This window comes from Pontibacillus chungwhensis BH030062, assembly GCF_000770675.1.
GTDB classification, from domain to species: domain Bacteria; phylum Bacillota; class Bacilli; order Bacillales; family BH030062; genus Pontibacillus; species Pontibacillus chungwhensis.
The window spans coordinates 129,503-148,804 of the sequence record NZ_AVBG01000008.1 but is presented as its reverse complement, the minus strand read 5'-3'; the positions used below and the strand labels follow the sequence as shown (position 1 = coordinate 148,804).

At 43.3% G+C, this 19,302-nt stretch carries 17 protein-coding genes and 2 riboswitches; of the genes, 13 read left to right on the top strand and 4 right to left on the bottom strand.

What is annotated here, in order from left to right; translation table 11 throughout:
* Positions 1-54 precede the first annotated feature (54 nt).
* On the bottom strand, positions 55-936 hold the full coding sequence (locus N780_RS11835; RefSeq protein WP_036784179.1) for an NAD(P)-dependent oxidoreductase: 882 nt from the start codon (positions 934-936) through the stop codon (positions 55-57).
* Positions 937-1,025: 89 nt separating this feature from the next.
* Positions 1,026-1,919 (bottom strand): sulfite exporter TauE/SafE family protein, encoded by an 894-nt coding sequence (locus N780_RS11830; protein ID WP_036784175.1) that lies wholly within the window; start codon positions 1,917-1,919, stop codon positions 1,026-1,028.
* A 124-nt stretch (positions 1,920-2,043) separates the two neighbouring features.
* A riboswitch (SAM riboswitch) is annotated at positions 2,044-2,149 on the bottom strand.
* 154 nt (positions 2,150-2,303) lie between these two features.
* A riboswitch (SAM riboswitch) is annotated at positions 2,304-2,410 on the top strand.
* Between the two features lie 90 nt (positions 2,411-2,500).
* On the opposite strand from N780_RS11830, the gene N780_RS11825 reads away from it, so the two are divergent.
* The 12 genes from N780_RS11825 (at position 2,501) to N780_RS11770 (ending at position 16,475) form a co-directional block, all read left to right on the top strand.
* The gene (locus N780_RS11825; RefSeq protein WP_036784172.1) at positions 2,501-3,226 is read left to right on the top strand and encodes a phosphoadenylyl-sulfate reductase; all 726 of its coding nucleotides are present in this window, start codon (positions 2,501-2,503) and stop codon (positions 3,224-3,226) included.
* Between the two features lie 21 nt (positions 3,227-3,247).
* Positions 3,248-4,399 (top strand): sulfate adenylyltransferase, encoded by a 1,152-nt coding sequence (gene sat, locus N780_RS11820; protein WP_036784169.1) that lies wholly within the window; start codon positions 3,248-3,250, stop codon positions 4,397-4,399.
* 18 nt (positions 4,400-4,417) lie between these two features.
* The gene (gene cysC / locus N780_RS11815; protein WP_036784166.1) at positions 4,418-5,011 is read left to right on the top strand and encodes an adenylyl-sulfate kinase; all 594 of its coding nucleotides are present in this window, start codon (positions 4,418-4,420) and stop codon (positions 5,009-5,011) included.
* A 35-nt stretch (positions 5,012-5,046) separates the two neighbouring features.
* A complete protein-coding gene (gene cobA / locus N780_RS11810) occupies positions 5,047-5,805 on the top strand; it encodes a uroporphyrinogen-III C-methyltransferase (protein WP_036784162.1) in 759 nt (252 codons plus the stop codon).
* Positions 5,806-5,813: 8 nt separating this feature from the next.
* Positions 5,814-6,578: a sirohydrochlorin chelatase gene (locus tag N780_RS11805; protein WP_232299533.1), complete on the top strand. Its 765-nt coding sequence runs from the start codon at positions 5,814-5,816 to the stop codon at positions 6,576-6,578.
* Between the two features lie 13 nt (positions 6,579-6,591).
* Positions 6,592-7,200, top strand: coding sequence for an NAD(P)-binding protein (locus N780_RS11800; protein ID WP_036784156.1), 609 nt, complete (start codon positions 6,592-6,594; stop codon positions 7,198-7,200).
* 4 nt (positions 7,201-7,204) lie between these two features.
* Positions 7,205-8,041 carry a uroporphyrinogen-III synthase gene (locus N780_RS11795; protein ID WP_052115041.1) on the top strand — a complete coding sequence of 279 codons (837 nt, stop codon included), beginning with the start codon at positions 7,205-7,207 and terminating at the stop codon, positions 8,039-8,041.
* Positions 8,019-9,815, top strand: a complete 1,797-nt coding sequence (locus tag N780_RS11790) for an assimilatory sulfite reductase (NADPH) flavoprotein subunit (RefSeq protein ID WP_036784153.1) — start codon at positions 8,019-8,021, stop codon at positions 9,813-9,815. Before N780_RS11795 ends, N780_RS11790 begins: the two co-directional genes overlap by 23 nt.
* Positions 9,816-9,838: 23 nt before the next feature.
* Entirely contained in the window at positions 9,839-11,548 is a 1,710-nt protein-coding gene (gene cysI / locus N780_RS11785; protein WP_036784151.1) for an assimilatory sulfite reductase (NADPH) hemoprotein subunit, read from the top strand.
* Positions 11,549-11,855: 307 nt separating this feature from the next.
* On the top strand, positions 11,856-14,831 hold the full coding sequence (locus tag N780_RS11780) for a carbohydrate binding domain-containing protein (RefSeq protein WP_036784148.1): 2,976 nt from the start codon (positions 11,856-11,858) through the stop codon (positions 14,829-14,831).
* Between the two features lie 153 nt (positions 14,832-14,984).
* Positions 14,985-15,371: a GntR family transcriptional regulator gene (locus N780_RS11775; RefSeq protein WP_036784145.1), complete on the top strand. Its 387-nt coding sequence runs from the start codon at positions 14,985-14,987 to the stop codon at positions 15,369-15,371.
* Positions 15,372-16,475, top strand: a complete 1,104-nt coding sequence (locus N780_RS11770; RefSeq protein WP_036784142.1) for a DUF1648 domain-containing protein — start codon at positions 15,372-15,374, stop codon at positions 16,473-16,475. It begins immediately after the preceding gene.
* Positions 16,476-16,616: 141 nt separating this feature from the next.
* Here N780_RS11770 and N780_RS11765 read toward each other — a convergent pair whose 3' ends face one another.
* Entirely contained in the window at positions 16,617-17,330 is a 714-nt protein-coding gene (locus N780_RS11765) for a DsbA family oxidoreductase (RefSeq protein ID WP_036784139.1), read from the bottom strand.
* A gap of 175 nt (positions 17,331-17,505) precedes the next feature.
* Between N780_RS11765 and N780_RS11760 the strand changes: the two genes are divergently transcribed.
* The gene (locus N780_RS11760) at positions 17,506-17,970 is read left to right on the top strand and encodes a UPF0158 family protein (protein ID WP_052115039.1); all 465 of its coding nucleotides are present in this window, start codon (positions 17,506-17,508) and stop codon (positions 17,968-17,970) included.
* 41 nt (positions 17,971-18,011) lie between these two features.
* Here N780_RS11760 and N780_RS11755 read toward each other — a convergent pair whose 3' ends face one another.
* A complete protein-coding gene (locus tag N780_RS11755; protein ID WP_036784136.1) occupies positions 18,012-19,229 on the bottom strand; it encodes a DUF4317 domain-containing protein in 1,218 nt (405 codons plus the stop codon).
* Positions 19,230-19,302: the final 73 nt, after the last annotated feature.

Below are 19,302 nucleotides of genomic sequence, written 5' to 3'. Positions count from 1 at the left end.
GATCCTCCGTATCAAGGGGAACTCCTAGCCTTTATTTTTTGAAAAAGTTCTATTCTATTGCTCTTTTGCCATCATCTTATAATACTTATAAAGCGCATGAGTCCCGTCATTATCCCCACCTGCTTCACTCAAACGGTCATATAGATCTTTGGCTAGCTTTAGCCCTGGGACCGGTAACTCCATTTTATCAGCGGACTCGATGGCAAGGTTCATGTCTTTAATGAAGTGCTTCACGTAGAAGCCCGGTTCAAAGTTTCCGTCGATCATACGAGGGGCTAGATTGGATAGGGAGAAGCTGCCTGCTGCTCCGTATTGAATACTCTCTAGAACCGTTTTGGGATCGAGTCCTGCTTTTTCTGCATACGTGATCGCTTCAACAACGCCCATCATCGTGGAGGCAATAGCAATCTGGTTACACATCTTCGTATGTTGCCCTGAGCCTGCTGGGCCTTGCAAGACAACATTTTGGCCCATCGCTTCAAAAGCCGGAAGAACGTCTTTGAAGTATTTCTTGTCTCCACCAACCATAATCGTTAACTTTCCTTGTTCTGCGTAAATGTCACTACCTGATACAGGAGCGTCAAAAGCGTGAAGATTATGTTCTTTTGCTGTGTCGAAGATTTGTTGAGCCAGCTGCGGCGAGGAGGTGGTCATGTCAATGAGGTAAGAACCGGAATTGGCATGTTGGATAATCCCGTTGTCTCCAAGATACACTTCTTCCACATCACTTGGGTATCCCACGATTGTGATAATAATATCTGAGCTTTCAGCGAGCTGTACCACATCGTCTTTCCACGAAGCACCCTCAGCAATTAGGTCTTCTGCCTTCGCTTTTGTTCTGGTATACACGTTGACGGAAATCCCTGTTTTCATCAAGTTTCGTGCCATGCTTTTCCCCATAACACCCGTTCCGATAAAGCCAATTGTTTTGTTCATATGTATTCACCATCCCACTTTTTAATCTACGTTTAGTATAGCAGGTAGGCGGTGGGGGTTACAGGAAATGGGGCTGTGGCATACGAACTCTACTGTTTCACATAAGACTTCCCATAGTCTCTAATTCGAATGTACTTCCGTATTGAAAACATAACCACCGTTAACCAAGCTGCTACAAGAATGCCGTAAATCATATAAATTAAAGTTGTATCTAAATGAACCGTTAAGAGTAACGTCCGTAGATTTGTTAAGACGATAAAGCCACCTGCTAACACACCGAGTATTAATGCTGGAATCACTTGAACAAGCCAGGCTGCAAGGGGAGCGGCGACCACGCCTCCTATGACAAATGCTGATACCCATAACCAGTTAAATTCCTCCCATCCGAGAAATAAAATAAATCCAAGTGTCGCGGAGGTTGTAATGGCGAATTCTGTTGTGTCGACTGTACCGATTACTTTCCTTGGGGTGGCTCCTTTTTGGGACAATAAAATCGGAGTGTTCACAGGTCCCCACCCACCTCCACCGATGGCATCTAGAAATCCAGCTACAAAACCAAGCGGATAGATGAAACGCTTCTTAAGAGAGAGGTTTGGTCTTGAGTTCGAACGCTCTACGTTAAGAAGTAAGAAGCGCACGAGTATGTAGACACCGAGTAGGAGTAGGAAGAATGAGACAAATGGCTTAATGACATCACCAGGGAGGCTGCTTAAGAAAGCCGCCCCACAAAAGGCGCTAATCGAGCCAGGTATGATAAGTGGCAGGATTAATGACTTATCAATGTTCTTAAATTTGTAATGGGAGTAGCCGGAGACAGCCGTAGTGGCAATTTCAGACATATGTATGGAAGAAGACGCCACTGCGGGAGCTACTCCATAAGCTAGCAAAAGCGAAGAAGAGCTTAATCCGTAAGACATACCTAACGCACCATCAATTAACTGAGCAAAAAACCCTACAAAAGCAAAGATTAATAGTTTCCTCAAAGTTTGGTCACCCCTAAATATATTATTCTCATCTTTTTACTCGGGATTAAAATGAAAAAATAAAGCTAAGCGAGTATAGACATAAAAAAATCCCCTTAGGTAAGAAGAGGTGAATAGTACCTTCTCCTTATCTTTCAGAACTATTTCTGCTGGACTGAGCACCTTCTTTATAAGCAAGAGGTTGCTGCGGGATCGTAAGACCAGTTTCCTCCCCCGGCTCTATATAAGGACATATTCGAATTTGAATAGTTTCTAATGTAAAATACAGCCAATAAATTGTCAACATTTTTATAAAATTATAAAAATTTAAATAAATCGTTGACATATTCTTCTATGGGGAATAGTATTTTGGATAATAAAATATTCAGCAAGCGATAACCGAATTTCTTATCCTGAGAGGTGGAGGGACTGGCCCTTTGAAGCCTCGGCAACGGGTCTTATCTAAAGATACTGTGCCAACTCCAGCAAGGGAATTACTTGGAAGATAAGAAGATGGCTCACTGTATAGCAGAGTGAACCTCTCTTCTTGTCTTCAAGAAGAGAGGTTTTTGTATTCGATTGAAGCAAGGAGGGAGGAGCTTATGACACGAGACGTTGTTACGTATGAGCAGTTCACAAGCGATCCATTCGCTTCTTATCGGCCAGATAATGAAGTAGAAGGTGCTTTAACGGTGTTGAAATGGGCGTATGAAACCTACGGAGATTCAATTGTGTATGCTTGTAGTTTTGGAGCTGAAGGAATCGTGTTGATTGACTTGATTTCGAAAGTAAAACCCGATGCGAAGGTTGTTTTCTTGGATACAGGTATTCATTTTCAAGAAACGTATGAACTAATCGATAAGGTGAAGGCCAGCTACCCTCAGTTGAATATTGAAATGAGAAAGCCAGATTTAACACTAGATGAGCAAGCTGAAGAATATGGATCAGCTTTGTGGAAGAAAAATCCGAATCAGTGCTGTTACATTCGAAAGATTAAGCCACTTGAAGATACGCTTAGCGGTGCCACAGCCTGGGTTTCTGGGTTGAGACGTGAACAATCAGCAAGTCGTAAGAACACAAACTTTGTTAATAAAGATGAACGATTCCAGTCTGTAAAGGTATGTCCTTTAATTTATTGGACGTGGGATTTTGTATGGCAATATATCCGACTAAACAACTTGGATTACAATGTTTTGCATGATCAAGGCTATCCGAGTATTGGATGTATGCCGTGCACATCTCCTGATGAAGGAGACGGACGATCAGGCAGGTGGAAAGGATTTAATAAGACGGAGTGTGGGCTTCACACGACAGGAAACCAAGATTAATTATTTTTGAGGAGGAAGAATATGACAGCCATTGCACCGCACGGAGGAACATTAGTGAATCAGTGGAGTACGAAAGAGGAAGCGCCAGAAGCAAATGTGAGCATCTCGATCGATAAGATGGCGTTAAGTGACTTAGAGCTATTAGCCAATGGCGCTTATAGTCCGTTAACGGGGTTCTTGAGTAAGGAAGATTATGAATCAGTTGTGGACCGGATGAGGTTATCAGATGGAACACCTTGGAGCATTCCGATTACGTTACCAGTTGATGAGGAGAAAGCAAAACAGTTGAGTAAAGGCGATGTAGCTGAGCTGAATTTAGAAGACACGGTGTATGGATATATTGAGGTCTCAGAGGTGTACCAGCCGAATAAGACAAAAGAGGCAGAGCAAGTGTACTTAACGACTGAACTGGAGCACCCAGGAGTGAAGAAGCTCTTCGCACGCCCTGATTATTATGTAGCTGGTGAGATTGTTCTTATAGAACGCTCAGAGCGCGAGCACAATGAAGGGTTTTATTTAGACCCAGCCCAGTCTAGACAACACTTTGAAGAGCTTGGGTGGAGCAAAGTCGTCGGTTTCCAAACGCGTAATCCTGTGCACAGAGCGCATGAATATATTCAAAAGGCGGCACTTGAAACGGTGGATGGCCTTTTCCTAAATCCTTTAGTCGGAGAGACAAAGAGTGATGATGTTCCGGCAGACGTACGGATGCAGAGTTATCAAGTGTTACTGAAGCATTACTATCCTGACAACCGAGTCGTCTTAGCGGTGTTTAGTGCTGCGATGAGATACGCAGGGCCTCGGGAAGCCATATTCCATGCTCTTGTCCGTAAGAACTTCGGCTGCTCTCACTTTATTGTTGGCAGAGATCACGCTGGTGTTGGTGACTATTATGGTACGTACGACGCTCAGAAGATCTTCTCCCATTTTGATGAAGAAGAGTTAGGAATTACACCTTTATTCTTTGAACATAGTTTCTATTGCAAGGCTTGTGAAGCGATGGTATCTGGCAAGACTTGTCCTCATGGAAAAGAAGAACATGTCATTCTTTCTGGAACTAAGGTCCGGGAACTGCTTCGAAATGGAGAGCGACCGCCTAAAACCATTAGTCGTCCAGAAATTGCAGATGTACTCATAGAAGGACTTAGGACAGATTCTTCTGTTCAATCTTAAACGGAAAGGGTGATGGATATGGGTTCAAATCTTACATGGCACGACGCTTCCTTGCAGGTTGATCATTACCGAAAGCGAAACGGGCACCATAGTGGAGTGATCTGGTTTACCGGTCTATCTGGTTCTGGAAAGTCGAGTGTGGCTAACCGCGTGAATGAGAAGTTATACGAGAAGCACCTCCAATCGTATTTGCTAGACGGGGATAACGTAAGGCACGGATTAAATCAAGACCTTGGCTTTGCAGCTCAAGATCGAGAAGAGAATATTCGCAGAATCGGGGAAGTTGCGAAATTGTTTACGGATAGCGGCACGATCGTGCTAACAGCGTTCATCTCTCCCTATCAGGAGGATCGCGACCGAGTTCGTAATCTGCTTCCTGAAGGGGATTTTATCGAAGTCTTTGTCGATTGTCCGTTAGAAGAATGTGAGAAGCGAGATCCAAAAGGGTTATATGAGAAAGCGAGAAGCGGTGAAATTAAAGGATTTACAGGAATTGATGCCCCCTACGAAGCGCCAATCGACCCAGAGTTGGTTCTACATACACACGAGCGGGATATTGAAACCTGTGCAAATCAAGTGATCGACTATTTAGAAGAAAGAGGCTGGGTGTAAAAGAAAACGTCCACTACATGAAGGAGTGAGAGCTGATGGCGAAGGTGTATATCGTAGGTGCAGGTCCAGGGGATGCAGAACTTATTACGGTGAAAGGATTACGAGCGATACAAGAAGCAGATGTGGTCTTATATGATCGTCTTATAAATGCAGATTTACTTAAAGAAGCGCGTCCGCATGCGGAACTTATATACTGTGGCAAAAGCCCTGATCATCCTTCTTTATCACAGGAGTCGATTAATGACTTGATGTGCAAGTATGCTTCTAAAGGGAGGACGGTAACCCGGTTAAAAGGGGGAGACCCGTTTATCTTTGGAAGAGGCGGTGAGGAAGCAGAGGCGCTAGCATCTTCACGTATTCCGTATGAAATTGTGCCAGGCATAACGTCAGGGGTGGCTGCTCCTGCCTATGCAGGGATTCCATTAACTCATCGGGATTACAGTTCTTCTGTTTCCTTTATCACAGGCGTCACGAATCTCGAGGAAGATGAGTACTGGGAGCATGTGGCAAAGAGTTCTGATACATTGTGCATTTATATGGGAGTGCGGAATCTTCCAAAGATCTGTAATAAGCTAATCCGTCATGGTCGACCTGCTGATACACCGATCGCTCTCGTGCACTGGGGCACAACAGAAGAGCAGCAAACCGTAACGGGAACGCTTCAAGATATTGTCGACGCGGCTAAAAGTATGAAAAATCCTTCCATGATCGTGGTTGGAGAGGTCGTAAAATTACGAGAAGAGTTGAAATGGTTTGAAAGCCTGCCAGCTATTGAACCTCTCGTTGTGGGATAGAAAGGAAGATGATGATGGAAGCTGTTCTGTACGTTAGTCATGGAAGTAGAGTAGAGGAAACGAAAGAAGAAGCAGTTTCCTATATTCATCAAGTGCATCAAGAAGTGGCTACTCCGTTATTTGAAATTTGCTTTCTGGAACTAGCCGAACCAACGATGGATCAAGGGATCAAGCGTCTTGTGGAGAAGGGGGCAACAGACATCACAATTGCCCCTGTCTTATTGCTAAGTGCTGGTCATTACTATCACGATATACCGGATGAAATACAAGCAGGTGTAGCTCTTTATCCGAACATTCGCTTCAAGTACGGGAAGCCCCTTGGCATACAGAAGCGGATAACGAGAGTTCTAGTTGACCGGATTCAGGAGGTCGCATCTTTACAAGAAGATCTTCACCTTGTCCTTGTTGGAAGAGGCAGTCGCAATCCTGAAACAAAAGCATCTATTGAACAGATTGCTAGCTGGCTAGGTGAAGAAGTAGGCGGAGCATATGTTGATGTATGCTATCTGGCTGCCTGTTCTCCTACTTTTGAGGAGGGAACCCGTCGGGCCGTCCTCTCAAATAAGAGAACGATTGTGATCCCATATTTATGGTTTACTGGGAAGCTCATTCAAACCATGAACAAGAGAGTGGAAAGTCTTCAACAAGAAGGGGTCCCGATTACAATGACACATTACCTCGGTGACCATCCGATTATGATTCAGGCACTGGCAGACCGTGTTCACGAAGCTTTTGTCAGTGAGGAATGGGACCAACAAATGAGAGTGAGATAGGAGGAAGCACACGATGAGTCAACTTCCTTTAATGGTCGAAATGACAGGCCTTTGTGCTGTCGTTATTGGGGGAGGAAAAGTCGCTTGTAAACGTGCTAAAGCCCTTGTTGAAAATGGGGCTATTGTTACCATTATCAGCCCGCACTTGACGGACTCCCTTCAAGAGTTGGTTAGCCTTGGGAAGATTAAGTGGCTTGATAAGCGGTTTGAAGCAAGCGATGCCCGCGAGGCGTTTCTATTGGTTGTGGCGACAGATGACGAAGAGGTGAATGAGAGAGTACTTCAGGTCGCTGCTCATATTCCACTTATTAATGACGCAACAAATGCTGAGCGAGGGAATATCACCTTCCCGGGGGTATTTAGGAAAGGGAAGCTCACCATATCAGTCTCAACGGCTGGGGCAAGTCCTGGACTCACCTCATCGATTTTATCAAAAATCAGGGAGCATTATGACGACTACGGACCGTATGTGGATTTTCTATATGAATGCAGGCAACAGATTAAGCACTCCTCTATGGATGAAGGGGAAAAAAGAAGGCTTCTTCGCGAGATTGTAGAGGAACGGTATAAGGATGAAGAAGAACAGCGTCAATTTAAAGAAGCAATAGATCGAAGGTGGTGAGGATGTGTCGGGATTAAAGGGTAAGGTCGTTGGCGTCGCAGCTGATCGCCAATTAGAAGCAATATGTACGCTCCTTCAAAAGAAAGGAGCGGAAGCGGTGGCTTACCCATCACAAGGAAAGCAGCAATTAAACCAAGATATTAGCGCGCAAAACGTACGCGATTATATCCAGCTAGAATTTGACTGGGTCATCTTAACGACCGGTATAGGAGCTAAAACATTAGAAGATGCTTCGATTGAACATGGTCTCGAACAACACTTTATACAGCAGCTACAGAAAGAATCCCTTGCTATACGTGGGAGTAAAACGTTGCGGTGGTTACAAGAAAAAGAGCTACAACCAGCGCTAGTCTCAGAAGATGGAACGATGGAAAATCTCGTCGCAGCTCTTCCAAGAGGCGCGGAGACCTCACGTGTCTTTCTCCAGGCCTATCATCAAGATGACGCCTTGTGGCAAGAGACGTTAGAGGGGTTAGGGTACGATGTATACGTTTCAAAGCCTTATGCTTTTGACCCTCCGGAACAAAGCGTCACGAATCGGCTACGTGAATCCATCATCGCTCAGTCACTTGATGCTGTTGTATTCACCAGTAAAACACAAGTTCTTAATGTTTTCGCTGAGCAAAAGCATGAAATGGTGCAATCGTTTAACAATGGCGTTATAGCGGTGGCAGTTGGCAAGATCACTGCCGGTCAATTACGAGAGCAAGGAATTACATATGTCGTTGAACCTGAGGTACAGAAGATGGGGGCAATGGTCGTTGAATTAGAACGCTATTATCGAACGTCTCAAGAACAACGTTTGGAGGTGACAACAGGTGTCATTAAAGGTAACGAATAGTCCATTTAACCAGGAACAAATAGATCTACTAAATCACCTTTTTCCTACGCTTACGGAAAGTCAAAAGATTTGGCTCAGCGGCTACTTAGCCTCAGCTCAAGTCGGCAATCAAGAAGGAACGGTAGAGGCGACAGATACCACGAAAGGAAACACACCACAAACTCGAAAAGTCACGATTCTTTATGGTTCTCACACAGGAAACTGTGAGGCGCTTGCTAAAGAATTTACGGAACAACTGCAAGCCGTCCATTTAGAGGTAGAATGCTTATCAATGGATGATATAAAACCAAAAAATATCAAGAAAGTAGAAGACCTCCTGATCGTTACAAGTACTCATGGAGACGGAGATCCGCCAGACAACGCTCTTTCTCTGTACGATTTCCTTCATAGTAAGAGAGCGCCAAGCCTTGAAGGTGTTCGTTTCTCTGTCCTTTCTCTAGGTGACAGCTCTTATGAATTCTTCTGTCAGACGGGAAAGGACTTGGATAAACGTTTGGAAGAATTGGGAGCTAGTCGGCTCTATAACCGGGTAGACTGTGATTTAGATTATGAGGAACCAGCGCAAGAATGGATCGAAGCAGTGAAACAAGAATTAGGACAGGAAGCCGTTGCCTCACCCGCCCCTGCATCTGCTGTGATTGAAGAGCAAACAAATTATTCTAAGAAAAACCCATTCAAGGCTGAAATTTTAGAGAATCTAGATCTGAACGGTCGAGGTTCCAATAAAGAAACGCGTCATCTTGAACTTGATTTAGAAGGGTCCGGGATTACCTATGAACCTGGGGATAGTCTTGGAATCTATCCTGAGAATGACCCGGCACTCGTAGAGCAGTTGCTTCAAGTTCTGGAGTGGGATGGGGACTTAACTGTTCCAGTTAATAAGCAAGGTGAGGAACTGGCGCTGAGAGAAGCTCTTCGCTCAATCTTTGACATTACCACTTTATCAAAACCCCTTCTTGAAAAGACAGCTTCCTTAAGTGATTCATTGCAGAAGTGGTTAGAAGAGAATGACTCTAAAGCGATACAAGACTATGTTTATGGAAGAGATTTGATTGATCTTGTTACCGATTTCGCGCCTTGGAAAGGGGAGGTAAGCGACTTTGTAGCACTACTCCGGAAAATTCCGGTTCGTCTCTATTCCATTGCTAGTAGTCAAAATGCGAATCCTGATGAAGTTCACCTGACAATCGGAGCCCTTCGTTATGAAGCACATGGAAGGAAAAGATCAGGTGTTTGTTCTGTACAGTGCTCGGAGAGATCAAGTATTGGAGATCACCTGCCTGTCTTTGTCCAGAAGAACTCCAACTTTAAGCTGCCTGAACAGAAAGATACGCCTATTATTATGATTGGCGCCGGAACAGGGGTTGCGCCTTATCGGGCTTTCTTGCAAGAGAGAGAAGAAACCGAAGACAAGGGGCCATCATGGCTCTACTTTGGTGAACAGCATTTCGTCAGTGACTTCTTATACCAGACAGAATGGCAGAGCTGGTTGAGTGATGGTGTACTATCGAAGATGGATGTCGCCTTCTCAAGAGATACCGAGGAGAAAGTGTACGTCCAGCATCGCTTACTAGAGAACAGTAAGGAAGTCTATGAATGGTTAAAAGGTGGCGCATATGTATACGTATGTGGGGATGAGACGTATATGGCGAAAGATGTTCAAAATGCCCTTCTAGAAATCATTCAAAAAGAAGGAAACTATACGGCTGAAGAAGCAGAAACGTACTTAAATCAGCTTCGTAAGGAAAAGCGATACCAGCGAGATGTCTATTAATAGAAGAGAAAGGGGAGGAGATCATGGGAAGAGATGAAGGGAAGCAGTCAGGAGGCGCCCCTAGTGCGATGGAACGGATTAAGCAGGATAGTAACTTCTTAAGGGGATCTCTAGTTGAAGAGTTCGGTAATCGGATTACAGCCAGTATCCCAGAAGAAGAGACGAAGATCCTTAAGTTTCATGGTAGCTATATGCAGGATGATCGAGATGTTCGTCAGGAACGAAAGCATAAGAAATTAGAACCCGCCTATCAATTTATGATACGCGTTCGTTTGCCAGGGGGAGTGGCGACACCAGAACAATGGCTGAAGATGGATGAACTAGCCAATACGAATGGCAATGGAACAATGAAACTGACGACTAGGCAGACATTTCAACTGCACGGCATTTTGAAATGGAATATGAAGCAAACGATTCAAGAAATGGATCAGGCGTTAATGGATTCCATTGCAGCGTGTGGAGATGTGAACCGGAATGTCATGTCGACAGCGAACCCTTATCAGTCTTCTGTACATAGCCAAGTCTATGACACCGCTAATCGAGTGAGTGAGCACTTGTTACCAAAGACAAAAGCTTATCATGAAATTTGGTTAGATGAAGAGAAGGTGTTAGACGGACGTGATGAGGACGAACCGATTTACGGCCCGTTCTACTTACCACGGAAGTTCAAGATTGGCGTCGCAGTACCTCCTTCGAATGATGTGGATGTCTTCAGCCAAGACTTAGGCTTCATTGGAATTGTCGAAGATGGGGCGCTTGTTGGTTACAACGTATCTGTTGGCGGAGGTATGGGCATGACCCATGGAGATACAACTACGTATCCTCAACTTGGACGCGTAATAGGATTCTGTAAAGTGGACCAAGCGAAAGAGGTTGCTGAGAAGATCGTTACGATTCAACGGGACTACGGAAATCGATCTGAGCGTAAGAATGCCCGGTTTAAGTACACAATCGATAAGAGAGGACTCGATTGGTTAAAGAACGAGTTAAACGATCGACTAGGATGGTCCTTAGAAGAAGCTCGCTCCTATTCATTTGACCATAACGGCGACCGATACGGCTGGGTTAAAGGAGATGGGAAGTGGCACCTGACTCTATTTGTGCAAAACGGTAGAATCAAGGATGAAGAGAACCATCAGCTTATGACAGGGTTAAGAGAGATTGCTAAACTGCATAAGGGAGAATTCCGTCTCACTCCAAACCAAAATTTGATTATTTCTGGTGTGGAGGAAGATGAGAAAGAAACGATTGAACGCATGGTGGAGCAATACGGTTTGTCTGATGGACGGTATAACTCTGCACTTAGAAGGAATTCGATGGCATGTGTAGCCTTTCCCACATGTGGCTTGGCAATGGCCGAGTCTGAACGCTACCTTCCGTCTCTCATTGATCGGCTTGAAGACATTATAGAAGAAGCGGGATTAAGAGATGAAGAGATTGTCATACGAATGTCTGGTTGTCCGAATGGATGCTCTCGCCCTGCACTAAGTGAAATCGGATTTATTGGCAAAGCCCCTGGTAAGTACAATATGTACTTAGGAGGAGGTTTTAAAGGCGAGCGATTAAATAAGCTTTATAAAGAAAATATCGGTGAGGATGAGATTCTAGCATCACTTAAACCAATCATTCACAGCTATGCAAAGGAGCGCTTAGAAGGGGAGCATTTCGGAGACTATGTCGTTCGAGCGGGATACATTGCGCCTGTCGAATCAGGGCTTGATTTTCATAAGTAGTACAACGTGCGGAAGGGACTAAGCAGTATCCCTTCCGCTATTTATATGGGTTAAAGGGCGGGGGAGTAAAGACTTATGAGCTCGGTGCTCATGTAAAATTATGTCGAAAATATTCACTTGAAAGGATCGGAATCTATGATACTATTAAAGCAATTAGAAACCGCTTTCATAGTTATTAATTCGAAACCGCTTTCGGAAAGTTCGTTTTGCTTTAATGGATCTAGTGAAAGTATTTTTTATGCGAAAAACGAAACCGGTTTCGATGTTGAGTGCAAGTGGTTTTCAAAATTTATAGGAGGCTGAATGTATGAGGAAACTTTTCGTGTTTTGTCTGTTGGTAGCTTTGGTAGTAAGCGGTACAACACAAGCAAAAGCGGCAAACGTTGAAGTAGAGTGGCTGAAACAGAAAGAATTTCACCCTGCTAATGAGAATGCAGCAACATCAAGGCTCGCTTTTGCAGATTTATTGAATCAAACTATCGGATATTCTGACGAGGAAAAAGAGATCTTGAATCTATCAGAAGAGCTAGGCTATTGGCTAGAGGAAGAGGAAGAGGGAGACGCGGATTCAGCTATTAAGCACGGAGAAGCAGTGAAGATGTTAACGTACTTTTTCCCGTATCAAACATGGAATGAGGACCCAGCACAGTCTAATGAGCCAGTAAAATGGGGAGAAGCCATTACCTACATTCAGTCTCTTGCAGATACGGTGTTTACCTCAGGTACATACACCAATGAGACAGTTGAGGGCTCAGCTCTAATTACTCAATCGGACGTTACTATTGAGAATGTCACGATTAAAGGGGACTTACTCTTAACAAAAGGCGCTAGTAATGCGGTACTGAACAATACGAAAGTAGAGGGCAACGTTTATATCGAAGCGTCTATTCAAAATACAGTAAAATTTGTTGAGTCCGACATCAATCAAGCGATTGTCTATACTTTTGGACAAGAGGCAACTGACTGGACGCTTGTTTGGAACGATGAGTTCTTAACGGAAGAAATAGATTCAGATAAGTGGACATACGACATCGGAAACTGGATTGTAGATGAGGATGGAAATGGAGTTGCTCCAGGTTGGGGAAACAATGAGCAGGAATATTATACTGATTCTCCAGAGAACTCCTATATTGAGGACGGCAACTTAGTCATTAAAGCCAAAAAAGAAAAGAAAACAGACCAATTTGGCTCTTATGACTATACCTCAGCCAAGTTAAAAACAAAAGGCCTATTTAGCAAAAAGTATGGCAAGTTCGAAGCGCGCATGAAGTTGCCTGAAGGTCAAGGGTATTGGCCCGCATTCTGGATGATGCCGGAAGATAGCGTTTATGGAAATTGGCCTGTTTCAGGTGAAATTGACATTATGGAAGCAGCAGGTAATGATACGAGCACGATTGGTGGAACGATTCACTATGGTGAAGAATGGCCGAATAACACGTATACGGGTGAGGAATATCACTTCCCAGAAGGGGAGAACTACACAGATTACCATACTTACTCAATCGAGTGGGAGCCTGGTGAAATTCGCTGGTATGTAGATGGTGAACTGTACCAAACGTTAAATAAGTGGTTTAGTAAAGGGACAAATGAAGCAGCGAACTATACATTCCCTGCGCCATTTGATCAGGAATTCTACATGATCTTAAACCTAGCCGTTGGTGGCTGGTATGGCGGTGACGTGGATGAGACTACTGAATTTCCTGGCCAGATGGAAGTTGACTATGTGAGGGTTTATGAACTTACAGGTCGTGACTATATGGAACCTGTAGAGCCAACCGTTGACATTGAGCCACTTCCAGAAGATGCGAAGCAACCACTTGAGGATGGAAATCTGATTTATGATCAGTCCTATGAAAATGGGTTTACCATTGTTGATGAAAATAGCGATACTATGGATAATACGTATTGGAACTTCCTTACCTTACCTGATTTTCAGGGACAAGGAAGTATTTCGACAGATGAGGTAAACGGCACTACGTTTGCCAAGACTGAAATAACAAATCAAGGTAATGCATTATGGGCTCTGCAATTGATTCAAAAATTATCAATTGGAGAAGGACGCACCTATAAAGTGAGCTTTGACGCTAAATCGGATGCGAATCGTACTTTGATGACGAAAGTATCTGGTGGTGCTGAACGAGGATATGCGAACTATTCAGGTGAAAAGACGATGGAATTGACTGATGAAGTTCAATCATACGAATATACGTTTACGCACAACCAAGATACAGATCTTGCGGCACGTTTAGAATTCAATCTGGGTCAGACTTCAACAAACCCTGTTTGGATTGGCAATGTAAGAGTAGAAGACATTACAGGGCAGGTTGATGAATCAAATCAAAAAGAACCGCTAGCAGATGGCAACCATGTGTATAATGGAACGTTTGACCAAGGCGACTTCAGCCGACTTGTTTACTGGGAAACCGTAACGCAAAACGGTGCAGAAGCTGAGTCTTATGTTACGGAAGAAGAGCGTTTTATGCATATGAATATAGAAGATGTTGGATCTGATAAGGAAGATATTCAGTTTAAGCAAAACGGTCTCCAATTCTTGAAAGGAAGTACTTATGACCTCACATTCCGAGCGAAGGCTGATCAAGATAGAGAGATGTCCGTTAGCTTTGTGAATGAAGATGGATCAATGGTCTATCAAGAAGCTGAAGTTGTTTCCTTAGGAAGCGAATGGAACACGTATACCGTTTCGTTTGAAATGACGAAAGAGTTGTCTGATTTAGATGGTCAGCTAATCTTCAACATGGGTGGAACTGCGGTAAACGTTTATATGGATGACGTTCGTCTGGATCAAACATCTAGTTATGTTGATTATAGTGAGATTGATTTGAGCCCATTAAAGAATGGGGACTTCTCAGAAGGTATGGATCCTTGGACTAACTACATTCACTTTGATGCAAATGCAACTATAGAAGTAAAGGATGAAGCGTTGAGTGTTGATATTACCAATGCAGGTAATGAAACATGGAGTGTCCTTCCAGAATATGCAGGGTTGGATTTAATTAAAGGTCTAAAGTACGAGCTATCCTTTGATGCCAAATCCTCTGTACCACGTGAGATCGAGGTTACGTTAGAGAATGCTGGTTATTACCGTTATCTTAGTGAGAAAGTTTCATTAAGCGAAGAGTACAACACGTTTACCTATCAATTCGAGATGACAGCTGATGACAAAGTTTCTCTAAAATATTTAATGGGCCAATTCGCTGAGGCGCATTCCATTGAAATTGATAACGTAAGTCTAGAAGTCGTTATACCAGAAGACGCAAATTAATAAGAAGACCTCCCATGCAATTAGGGTGCAAACCAAAACAGGCAGGAATCACAAATCGATTCCTGCCTATTTTTTTATGTCTTCATTCAATTGTTATACACCAACTAGAACAGTTTTGTTATAATAGTAGTAGAACAGAATGGAGGTGGGAGGATGTATATTCAGATAGAGCCAGAGTCGGATATACCGATCTATTCCCAGGTGAGCACACAAGTGATGGAAGGAATCATTCGCGGCGAGCTAGCAGCTGGTGAAGTGTTGCCTTCCGTACGTGGCCTCGCGTCGGACCTTGGTGTGAACATGCATACAATTAATAAGAGTTATCATGACCTGGAGGCCAAAGGGGTTATTACGATCGTTCCGAAATCAGGGGCTGTTATAAGCGTGGCCCCATTGAAAGGTGCCTCTAAAGAGCAAACGGATCTATTGTCTGAGAAGCTACGACCTACTGTTGTTGAGGCTATGGTTTCCGGGATGAACGATGATGAGATTCACGCGCTTGTAGACTCAATTATGAGAAATGTAAGGGAGATGAAGTAAATGGAAGGGATCATTTTATTCTTATCGACGTTGATCGTAAGTGTCATTCAAGTTTCTATTCCTTTCTTGGTTAAACGGACTGTTGTATTTGGTGTGACGGTGCCAATGGACCATACGAATCATGCGGTGATTAAGCAATCAAAAAAACGATATTCTCTTATTACCGGTGTTTTATCCCTCGGGGTTCTTACAACGTTCTTAGTCTGGAGCATGAGCACCACACCAACAGATGTTCAAATGGCACTTATGGGAACGATACTGCCGATGATTGTTATTGTTACCTCACTTGTACTTTATTTCTATTTTCATGTGAAGATCTCTAAGTTGAAGAAGGAACAGAGCTGGTTTGAGGGTAAAAAGCAAGTGAAAATCTCTGATTTAAACATCAGGGCTAAAGATGAAATGCTGCCCTGGTATGTCGTGTCCCTACCAATTCTTTTAACGATCGGATTAATGGCTTTTACAGCAGCCAACTATAATCAGTTTCCTGATCAGATTCCTGTCCATTGGGGAGCAGATGGGCAGCCTGATGCTTATACAGATAAGAGTGTTCTGTCTGTTTTCTCCCTTCCGATTATCTTGCTGGTTCTCCAAGGGATGTTTCTTGGTATCATTGAACTAACGAAACGTTCAGGTATAAAAATTCGTCCAACGAACAATCAGGCGTCCAAAAAGAGGCAAATAAACTTACGTAAATACACAAGCTGGTTACTGCTGCTCGTCTCTTTGTTACTGACCATGCTATTCTCGTTTTTACAAGCTATGACTCTATACGGAAACATGTTTGGTGACATGATGATTATGCTGGTGCCTCTGATCTTTATGTTTCTTACATTAGCCGGGGCTGTAGTGTTTGCTATTAAAGTTGGGAAAGTGGATTCTGACTTAGATGAAGTTGTGGTGACGGGTCAAGATGATAAAGTAGAGGAGTATGATGAAGACAGGTACTGGATCGGTGGCATGATCTATTTCAATAAACAAGATCCTTCTGTCTTGGTGGAGAAGCGGTTCGGGATAGGAATGACGGTTAACTTCGCCCGTCCAATGGCTTACATGGTGTTAGTGGTTCCCATTCTGCTAATTTTATTACTATCTTTCCTTTAAGAGTGTCTTATCAATACTGCCTAAAGCTCTTTGGTAGCAAAGGTGATGAGCTATTGATCAAACGTTTGATCAATAACATATACTAAAAAATAAGACAGGGGATTCAGCCCCTGTCTTATTTCTATACATATAAATTCTGAATTAGATGTCGCATCCTTCATCCGTACATACTTCTGTATCTTTATCACCGATCGATTCGAAAGCAGGAGCTTGCTTCTCTTCTTCGTAAGCTTTCTGTAAGCCTTGTAAGAAAACTTCTTTCGGCTGGGCACCTGATATAGCGAATTTGCGGTTAAAGACGAAGAATGGAACGCCCTGGACACCGATTTGTCCGGCTTCTTGTTCATCGCTTCTGACTGCTGTTGCATATTTCTCTTCAGTGAAGGCAGCTTTTACGTCGTCTTCTGAAAGTCCCGCTTGAAGGGCAATCTCTTTCAAGACGGAGCGGTCGCCAACATGCTTGCCTGCTTCAAAATAAGCATGGAACAATTGCTCAGATACTTTGTTGCCGATCCCTTGTTCAGCAGCACGTTGGAACAGGCGATGAGCGTCGAACGTATTTGTTGGAATCGTGCGATCAAAGTCAAAATCAAGACCTTCTTCGGCAGCTTGCTGAGTCATATTGGCTGTCATTTGTTTCGCTTCTTCTAACGTCTTGCCATATTTTTCAGCGAGTTTTTCATTTGTAGTTTGATTACTATTTACTGGAGCATTTGGGTCTAATTCAAAGCTTTTAAACTGTATATCAATCTCTACTTGATCTGCTTGTTCAAATTCTTTAAGAGCCGCTTCTAAGCGACGTTTCCCAATATAGCAAAACGGGCAGACTACATCTGACCATACTTCAATTCTCATGATACATACCTCCATGTCTCTTTCGTGCCTCTATTATAACATCGGAGTGGCTTGGGGGCATGTTAGGTGCTCTAGGGCTGTTTTTGTGCAAAGTAAGATTTGTTATAGTGGAGCCAAATAGGGTGTTTTGAAATTATTAATAAACTATGTTTTATGGAGGAAAGGACTGAACGTAATGAAAGTAAACCTTCAAACCATTGCAGAGAACGCTGAACTGAATGATGGCGATGTAAATATCTATCTGGATAAAGAGACAGGTGAGCTCATTACCATTACACATGATGAGATCCGTGATGCAGAAGATGAGAAACCGATTGACCATTTACAGGATTGGGAGCGAAAGAATCGCGAATGGGCCGATCTATTTGTTTGGGATGAGGATGGTCGCTTCGTAGAACTGCCAACACCACGTGACCTGGACGAGTATAGAGTGATGGAATCCTTCGCTCATTCGCTAGAGGATGAAGAGAAGGGGAATAAGTTACTCCGGGCGATCCGCGGCCGAGGAGCTTTCCGCCGTTTTAAAGATATGGTGGGAGACTTGGGGCTTGAGGAAGATTGGTACGCATATAAAGAAGCTCAATTTCTTAAAGTTGCCAAGAGATGGTGTGAGGATGAGGAAATTCCTTACGAATCATAAATTGATCAAACGTTTGATCAAGGAAAAAAAGAGGGAGACCGTTAACGGTCTTCCTCTTCTTCTTTCTCTTCTGCTTTTGTGGCACCGCCAAAGGCTTCTGGTAACATCTTAAAGCCTTCGATTTCCGCGTCTTCTTCTAGCTCAATCATAAGATAACGTCTGCCGTCGAAATTGACTTGTTTGACGTGTTCTAAGTCTTGCGGGCTAATGGAAATGTTGGCGAGCTTCGTGTTGATTTTAATGGATTTTGACTTATATTTCGGTACGATACTACTTGCTTTTAGTTCGTAATTATCGTTTTCTGTGTACCTTTTAAAGGATTCTTTAATTTTCTCGGTATCAATCTTTTCCTGCTCTACACCGCTCATCGTCAGAACGCGTTCGACGTCTCTGTAATCAAGCTTCGGTGGTTCTTCGCCTTCTTCATGGTCCTCGACAACTTGATTGACTTCACGATAAACGTTACCGAGCGTAGAAGGGTTCATTTGGTCACCCACGACATCGCGAATCACTTCTTCAAACACCGCTTTATCCTCCATAGCCGTCATTGGCTCTTCACCGTTTAGCACTTCTTCTACAAAATGAAGGTCTGGCTCATGCGCTTTCCCAGAAGCATAAAGAATATGGTTCACATCCGCTGAGTGATTTGTGAACGTAGGGAAGAGGAAGCCGCCCATTGGCGTATTCAAATCAACAACAGGGTCAACTTCAATGTTGTACTTAAACTCTTTCTGTACATAATCGAATTGATATTCCTTCTTCGGATCTTGTGTTTTGTTCACGCTGCAAAGGATGAAGGGATGGGAGTATACAGTATCCCGGTCGCTTTCTTCAGATTCTGAACTTCCTCTACGCGTTGGTTTCAGATATTCTGCGCGGACGAATGTAATAACTACATCGTGTTCATAAGGGCGTTCTGCGATCATCTTCTCCGTCATATAGAGCATTTCTTGCATCCAGTCCTGGACATTATTGGTTAACAGGCCTTTATGTAAAATAAGCTGCGTATGATTCTCGGCCTCTCGTTGAAATTTTAGTTCAAACAACTTCTCATCGAGCTTTCCTGTTAGCAACTTCTTAAAATTGTTCATAAACAGTTCTTGCTGTTCTCGCTCTAGTAGTTCAAATGGTTGACTTTGGTGGTGATAAATTTCTGTTGTTTCTTTCATGATATAGACGTTAAAGATGTTCTGGATCTTAAGTAGATCATTATCGACTTTTAACTGCCGGCGAATTCCGGCGATATCCTTCTTATCCATCGGTCGTTCACTCCTACGTGGTTCTGCTTATATTAGTTTATTTTAACATAGCTTTCCACCTTAAAAGAGGTAG

Bases quoted from the DNA above. Each gene is read 5' to 3' on its own strand.
- N780_RS11835 (WP_036784179.1), bottom strand. From the start codon at position 936: ATGAACAAAACAATTGGCTTTATCGGAACGGGTGTTATGGGGAAAAGC.
- N780_RS11825 (WP_036784172.1), top strand. From the start codon at position 2,501: ATGACACGAGACGTTGTTACGTATGAGCAGTTCACAAGCGATCCATTC.
- sat (WP_036784169.1), top strand. From the start codon at position 3,248: ATGACAGCCATTGCACCGCACGGAGGAACATTAGTGAATCAGTGGAGT.
- cysC (WP_036784166.1), top strand. From the start codon at position 4,418: ATGGGTTCAAATCTTACATGGCACGACGCTTCCTTGCAGGTTGATCAT.
- cobA (WP_036784162.1), top strand. From the start codon at position 5,047: ATGGCGAAGGTGTATATCGTAGGTGCAGGTCCAGGGGATGCAGAACTT.
- N780_RS11805 (WP_232299533.1), top strand. From the start codon at position 5,814: ATGATGATGGAAGCTGTTCTGTACGTTAGTCATGGAAGTAGAGTAGAG.
- N780_RS11800 (WP_036784156.1), top strand. From the start codon at position 6,592: ATGAGTCAACTTCCTTTAATGGTCGAAATGACAGGCCTTTGTGCTGTC.
- cysI (WP_036784151.1), top strand. From the start codon at position 9,839: ATGGGAAGAGATGAAGGGAAGCAGTCAGGAGGCGCCCCTAGTGCGATG.
- N780_RS11780 (WP_036784148.1), top strand. From the start codon at position 11,856: ATGAGGAAACTTTTCGTGTTTTGTCTGTTGGTAGCTTTGGTAGTAAGC.
- N780_RS11775 (WP_036784145.1), top strand. From the start codon at position 14,985: ATGTATATTCAGATAGAGCCAGAGTCGGATATACCGATCTATTCCCAG.
- N780_RS11770 (WP_036784142.1), top strand. From the start codon at position 15,372: ATGGAAGGGATCATTTTATTCTTATCGACGTTGATCGTAAGTGTCATT.
- N780_RS11765 (WP_036784139.1), bottom strand. From the start codon at position 17,330: ATGAGAATTGAAGTATGGTCAGATGTAGTCTGCCCGTTTTGCTATATT.
- N780_RS11760 (WP_052115039.1), top strand. From the start codon at position 17,506: ATGAAAGTAAACCTTCAAACCATTGCAGAGAACGCTGAACTGAATGAT.
- N780_RS11755 (WP_036784136.1), bottom strand. From the start codon at position 19,229: ATGGATAAGAAGGATATCGCCGGAATTCGCCGGCAGTTAAAAGTCGAT.